The organism is Methanosarcina sp. A14 (assembly GCF_001729375.1).
GTDB classification, from domain to species: domain Archaea; phylum Halobacteriota; class Methanosarcinia; order Methanosarcinales; family Methanosarcinaceae; genus Methanosarcina; species Methanosarcina barkeri.
In genome coordinates this window covers 1-6558 of sequence record NZ_LZPK01000282.1, presented here as the reverse complement: position 1 = coordinate 6558, position 6558 = coordinate 1, and the positions used below count along the sequence as shown (strand labels likewise).

The window sequence follows — 6558 nt, the reverse complement described above, 5'->3', positions numbered from 1 at the left end:
CCCTTTTCGCTCACTTCGTTTGCTCAAGAGGGCTGAATTATGGGCTAGAGTAATTAACCGTCTCGGAGGACGGTGCCCTTTTCGTTCACTCCGTTCGCTCAAGCGGGCTGAATTATGGATAAGAAAGGCTATATTTTTAATGAGCTCAGGATGTTTGATCTTTCTTAATTTTTTGGGCCATGCGGATGACGTGGTTACACTCCTTTTTAATAAAGACTTACCCCTAAGCTTTTCAAAAAAAGACTTGAGCGAAAAACGAAAACCATTTGAGTTTGATAGTCTTGTCCCCAAACCATCTCTGCGTGGTCAACCGGCGCAATGATTACAGGTTAACGGTTGCAGGTCAACAGTTGCAGCACGACCGAAAATGGATTATATAAAAATTATAAAAGAACGAAGTTTTACTGAGAAAAATTGGATTATAACTAAAATAATTGAATAGAGTATTAAATAGTACTCCTCTTATACTTTACCACAATCCTATCATTTTTAAAGAGTATAAAAACATAATCCCTAACAGAAGATTGAGTGCTACAAGTTGACCTTTCACTTTTCTCCATCTTTTTGCCATGATATGATTTACCCAGTAAGACATCGAAGTCGCCAGCATCCCGACCACGAAAGAAACACAAACATCAGGAAGCCCAAAAACTCGACTGAGAACAAATCCGATTCCTCCAACTACACACACTGGGCAAACCATAATTATCCTCTTGCTCTTTGATTTATATTCGGAACCTTAATTTTACCTTAGCTTTAGTTTTCGATTTATATCCAAACGTTGAGATTAAATCTATTAGTTAATGTTTCGTTTCATTTGCTTCTGTTTTTTCCTGTTGAATAAGGGCAAAATCCAGAACTTTTTTAAACATTTCTTCGTCAGTCTCATTTCGTCCAATAAACCTGGCTTTAGATCTGTCTGTGCTGACATTCCCATTCTCCTGCATATAGACATATGTTCCATTTTCAATGCCCACAATCACAAAAGAGTCAGGAATAAATTCTACTTCGAAATATTCTGCAAGTTCTAGGTTTTTGTCTGCATCTATGGCAGCAATAGTTGCTTTTCCCTGGTATTCTACCGCTAATTTATCAAGAACGGGCTTCAAAGACCGGCACTCTGGACACCATCTAGATCCTATCTTCACAAAGACGGGAGTTTTCTGAAGGGATGTGTTTACCTGCTCCAGTTGGGTTATAGCCACAACACTGTTCTCCATGTTTGCCTCTGAATTTGTTGAATTTGTTGGAGTTTTTTCATCACATCCAGCCGTAAAGAGTGCTAATACAAGCAAGATCAGTAATATAACTGATTTCTTCATGTTTGGTCTTCCATTACTTTCAATATTATACGGTTGATTTTTTTTATACGGTTGATTTTTTAAATCTGTAAGTGCAAACATCTCTTGCCAGTTTTAAGAATTAATTTTTAAAATTATCTGGACAACGCATCCATATTGTTAACATAATGAGCCAAAATTTATTCCACTTAAGAGCATAAATGTATATAGCTAGATAATAAATAAAAACAGCCGAACAATTTATCCTTATTATTAAAAACTTTAAAAAATCGGAAAATATCAAGCCTGAATGTGATCAAGCTTGAATGTGATTTCAGCAACAACTATTTTTATAATAGACCATAAAGAGCTTGAAGAAATAGCTCGAAGTTTTGTCCCAAAACATTGTATCAATACGTTGTATCAAGATTAGAACTGTTAACTTTAAGGTAAGGTTTCTGGCTTCTGATTTAATGGAATTACAAGTTTTTTCACGCTAACAGGCTCATACTGATAATATACAATGTTACTACTCATTGTCAAATAGAAATATCCGGAAGTTGCAGAAAGGTTATACTTGAAAGGATAAAGCATGAGTTAAAAAGGCGTTTATTTTTCTTAAATAATTTCCCCTCAGAAAACGATGGCTACTAATCAGACCCATGGATTCAGTGTTCAGTTTTTAACATTGGTCAGTTTTTTTAAAAACAGTTAGTTTTTTTAAACCAAGTAGCTTTTTAAGATCAGTCAACTTGTTTAAAACCAGTTCATTTGTTTAAAATCAGTCCATTTACACGAATTAGTTTATCTGCCATGGATAGGTTTATAAATTGTTTATTACCTCGATTGATGAATCATTTACAATAACTTACAAAAACAGATTTATAAATTGTTTATCGTAATGGGTTTAAGAGGCGCTTTTATGATTAAGATGAAATTACACGGTACATACAATATCTACTATGCCATTCTCGGCATGCGGAACCCTATGAATTCCTGGCACCTTATGGACAGCAGTAAGCCTGATGAGGCAGGAAACTGCACGCTCGGGGAAAAGGACCTGAACCTGGCCCAGCGCCTGACCCTTGCAGGGAACGAGCACGGCAAATTTTTAAGGTTCATTACAGTCTGTTTTGACCTAACAGCCCCTCTCTACTGGTGGAAAGAGTTTGATACTTACAAATTCGCAGAAAAGAACTCCACTTCAACGATGCACAAGCTGACCAGCAGGGAGCTTGCTCCTCACGATTTTTCATTTGATACCCTGACAGATTACAGGAACGACCAGATCCGACACCTGAACGACCTTATCAAAGCCTACAAATCCCGCGAGGGGGATAGTGAAGAGGACAACGCATACCGGAAAGCGATTTTCAGGGAACTCGTCCAGGATCTGCCGAGCGCGTTTTTGCAGAAAAGGACCGTTATAACCAATTACGCTGAGCTCAGAAACATTTACTTCCAGCGCCGCAATCACAAGCTTGATGAGTGGATAGAGTTTTGCGCCTGGATAAAAGAGACGCTGCCGTACGCCGAAGAGCTCATCTGCCTGGAAAAGAAAGAGTAAAGGGGTAAAACCGGAAATATCTTTTCAGAAACCCCTTTGTGAATAAATCGATTTCAGAACCCCAGGCTCTCACCGGTCGTGCAGACACGACCGGCTTTTCCCAAAATTAAATTGAAAAATTGGAAATTTGAAAGATTTGAAAGATTTGAAAAATTGCCCTTTCCAGTTTTATATTGTAAGCTCTTGCCATTTAAGTATGAGACTAATAAACCTAATTTTCATGTTTTCAATGAGTTTTTTAAGGGATTAAAACATGAATTTTTGATTGCCTACTTTTTCTTTTTACGTCAACTTGAATCAAAATCGGTTTGAATTCTCGTGAGTTTTATTGAGAGTCCTGATACCTTTAAAGCTGGGATTTCTGTTTTAAATCACATTTTTAAGTCTTAAATATTATTTTTATTGATATATACACTTTAAATTTATTAATTATGAAGCCCAAATAGTGATCGGTGATCTTTTTGGAATACTCTTCTCTCGATTTTCAGATTACCCGATCCCCCGAAGCATCTCCATATATATATCGTGCCTCAATTCTGGAGGATGGGAATGTTGTAGCAAGCAATGATTTTGAACTCAGGCAAGACCTGAAACTCTCTCAGATGCTTAAAAGTATAGAGAAAAAAGTTACCGAAAGTCCTGAAGAACCAAAGAAACATAAAGAAAATGCAGAGGCACAGGAAGAAAAGGATAGAGAAGAGCCACATATCGAATTTGGGAAAATGCTTTACAGCAAGGTATTTTCCGGTCAACTCGGGGAGTATTTCAACAAATCCATAAAGGAAGTTCAAGATAATGGCAGTGGACTCAGGATTTCACTCCGGTTTGGTGAAGATGTTCCGGAAATTTCAGCGCTGCCCTGGGAATACCTCTATGACGACGAAGATTTTCTGATTCGAAGAAGAAACATCCTTATTTCAAGGCTACCGGCAGGCGTGAAGAAGAAAAAGCTTGAACCCCTTGATTCCGTACTCAGAATGCTGGTAATAATTTCCGGTCCTGATGACCCCAGGATTTCTCCTTTGAACACGGAAAAAGAACAGGAAATTATCCTTGAAGCCGTGGACAAACTTCAAAGAGATCAGAAAATAAAAGTGGATTTTACTGAAGATGCAACCTTTGAAAACGTCGAAGGCTACCTGAACGAACAAGATTATCATATTATCCATTTCACAGGTCACGGGATCAGCATAGATGGCAAAGGTCATCTTGTTTTTGAAAACGAAGACCAGAAAGCAAGGCTTATTGACAACAAAACTCTTTCCGACCTTTTTTCCGAACGAGGTATCCGGCTTGTGATGCTCAGTTCCTGCGAATCAGCCAAAGGCTCGAATAAAGAAGCTTTTGATGATCTGGCCAGTATGCTTTCCAAAAAAGGAATTCCTGCTGTAGTAGCAATGCAGTATTCTGTACTTGATGACGTCGCCATAAAGTTTGCGTACAATTTTTACAGAGCAATTGCAAGCGGAAAACCTGTTGACCTTGCTTTAAAAGAAGCAAGACTCGTGATGAAGAATTTAGAAAACGGTAATGGCCTTGATTTTGCAACTCCTGTACTGTATCTTTCAGACTGCGACTGCGTTAATGTGGGCAATTTAAAACCGGAACCTTCTGAATTCGTTTTCAAACCTATGATGATGCCGGATTTACAGGTAATGGAAAAAGGTTTTGTTGCCAGAAAAAAGAACTCAGACTTCTTGAAAAAGGTTTCAAGTCAGATGTAAAACGGGCTGCAATTATTCACGGCTTTGGAGGAATTGGAAAAACCGTACTTGCAACTCGATTCGCGTTGAAAATGGGCTATTACTTCGAAGGCACTCTGGGGATCAAATTTACTCCCACAACCAGGCCGGAAGATATCCTGAACAAGTTCAATAGTTTTTTGCTGATGAAAGGAAGGCCAGAATTGAACCAGATTCTGAACCAGCAGGTTCCCCTTGAAGTTAAAACTTCTTTGCTGGTAAACATACTAAACCAGATAAGATTTCTGGTCATTTTCGATAACTTTGAAGATTGTCTGAATGAAGAAAGAAACGGCATAGAAAACCTTGAACTTAAAGCGTTCATCCAGCATCTCCTTAACAATACAACCAGAAACACAAAATTCCTCATAACAACCCGCTATGATTTCGATCCTCTTGATGGCAGGCTTGCTTCCGGAATCGAACACATTTCCCTTCCCGAACTCCATTTCCCTCAGACAAACTGGCTTATGAACAATTTTACTGAACTGGCAGATCTGGGAATTCAGAAGAAAAAGGAAATATATGATGTTATAGGCGGCCACCCCTGGACAATAGGCCAGTTTGCAAAACATGCCGCTGTTCAGAGAGTAGATGATTTACTGCTGGATCTGTCACCCTTGAAAAAAGAGCTTATTGAGTTCACCCTTCTAGACAAGTCATTTTCCAAACTGGACGAAGACGCCATAAAATTGCTCCTCAGCGCTTCAATATTCGAAGAAGCCATTCCCATCGAAGCATTATCATGGATTGTCGGAGATGAAAAAGATGAATGTCCTGCTGTCGGCGAACCTCTACAAAAACTCCTCCAATGGGGTCTGGTTTCAAAAGAACAGGAGTATGACAAGAGTGTTTACTCAGAGCATACAATTGTAAAAGATTTCGCACTCAAAAAACTGAAAGAAGATGGACTGGATAAAAAAACGCTACTCGTCAGGGCTGCCAGATATTACGAAAATCTAGTTGCCCAGAATAGAAATCTATGGGATCATTTAAAAGCACGCGACTATTACTTCCAAGCAGAAGACTACAAAAGTGCAACCCGAATTGTAGAAAGTACAGTCGATCATCTGATCCTCTGGGGTCATATTAAACTTGCAATGGATCTGTTAAATGATTCTATTAACACGACATTAGGAGAAACGAAAACAAACGCCGAGTACACCCTTGCAACTATCTACCATCGCCTTGGAGACTTAACAACAGCATTAAAAATATGTAACAAAATTAAAAATAAATATGAAGAAATGGGGAATAATAAGGGGGTTGCAGTTATACTCCATGAAGTTGGAATTATTCATCAGGAGCAGGGCAACTACAAAGAGGCAGTGAATAAGTATAACCAGTCACTGAAAATTGCAGAAGAACTTGGAGACAAACGCGGAACTGCACAAGCACTGCATCAGCTTGGAAATGTTCATTTACTTCAGGGAAATTACGGAGAAGCAGTGAAAAAGTATAAGCAGGCTCTGAAAATATTTGAAGATATGGAAGACAAAAGCGAAATTGCAACAACACTACACCAGCTTGGAGTTATTAATCATCAGCAGGGCAACTATGAAGAAGCAGTGAAAAAGTATAACAAGTCTCTAAAACTGAAAGAAGAGCTGGGGGACAAACGCAGAATTGCAATAACACTGCACCAGCTTGGAAATATTTATTATGATCAGGGCAACTACGAAGAAGCAGTGAAAAAGTATAACCAGTCACTGAAAATGAAAGAAGAGCTGGGGGACAAAAGCGGAATTGCACAAACACTACATCAACTTGGAAGTGTTCATTTCCTTCAGAGCAACTATAAAGAAGCCTTGGAAAAGTATAACCAGTCACTGAAAATGAAAGAAGAACTTGGAGACAAACGCGGAACTGCAATAACACTGCACCAGATTGGAATGATTTATCAGAATCAGGGCAACTACGAAGAAGCAATGGGAAAATATAACCAGTCACTGAAAATTAAAGAAGAGCT

General features: G+C 38.6%; 6 protein-coding genes. 4 read left to right on the top strand and 2 right to left on the bottom strand.

The window, feature by feature from the left end:
- A partial coding sequence (locus A9239_RS19945; protein ID WP_218104612.1) for a hypothetical protein occupies positions 1-322 on the top strand: 322 nt, incomplete at its 5' end.
- A 147-nt stretch (positions 323-469) separates the two neighbouring features.
- Here the strand turns inward: A9239_RS19945 and A9239_RS13065 are convergent.
- Positions 470-703: a hypothetical protein gene (locus tag A9239_RS13065; protein ID WP_048119210.1), complete on the bottom strand. Its 234-nt coding sequence runs from the start codon at positions 701-703 to the stop codon at positions 470-472.
- A gap of 97 nt (positions 704-800) precedes the next feature.
- On the bottom strand, positions 801-1403 hold the full coding sequence (locus A9239_RS13060) for a co-chaperone YbbN (RefSeq protein ID WP_230669061.1): 603 nt from the start codon (positions 1401-1403) through the stop codon (positions 801-803).
- A 799-nt stretch (positions 1404-2202) separates the two neighbouring features.
- Here A9239_RS13060 and A9239_RS13055 point away from each other — a divergent pair.
- The 3 genes from A9239_RS13055 to A9239_RS13040 all read left to right on the top strand — a co-directional run.
- Complete coding sequence (locus A9239_RS13055) at positions 2203-2847, top strand: hypothetical protein (protein ID WP_048119217.1); 645 nt, start codon at positions 2203-2205, stop codon at positions 2845-2847.
- A gap of 461 nt (positions 2848-3308) precedes the next feature.
- Entirely contained in the window at positions 3309-4571 is a 1263-nt protein-coding gene (locus tag A9239_RS13045) for a CHAT domain-containing protein (protein ID WP_048154939.1), read from the top strand.
- Between the two features lie 71 nt (positions 4572-4642).
- Positions 4643-6558: tetratricopeptide repeat protein (locus tag A9239_RS13040; protein ID WP_141706465.1), on the top strand; the 1916-nt coding region annotated here is incomplete at its 3' end.

What these genes read in the sequence shown, in the direction of transcription:
- A9239_RS13065 (WP_048119210.1), bottom strand. Translation starts at nt 703, where the DNA reads ATGGTTTGCCCAGTGTGTGTAGTTGGAGGAATCGGATTTGTTCTCAGT.
- A9239_RS13055 (WP_048119217.1), top strand. Translation starts at nt 2,203, where the DNA reads ATGATTAAGATGAAATTACACGGTACATACAATATCTACTATGCCATT.
- A9239_RS13060 (WP_230669061.1), bottom strand. Translation starts at nt 1,403, where the DNA reads ATGTTTGCACTTACAGATTTAAAAAATCAACCGTATAAAAAAAATCAA.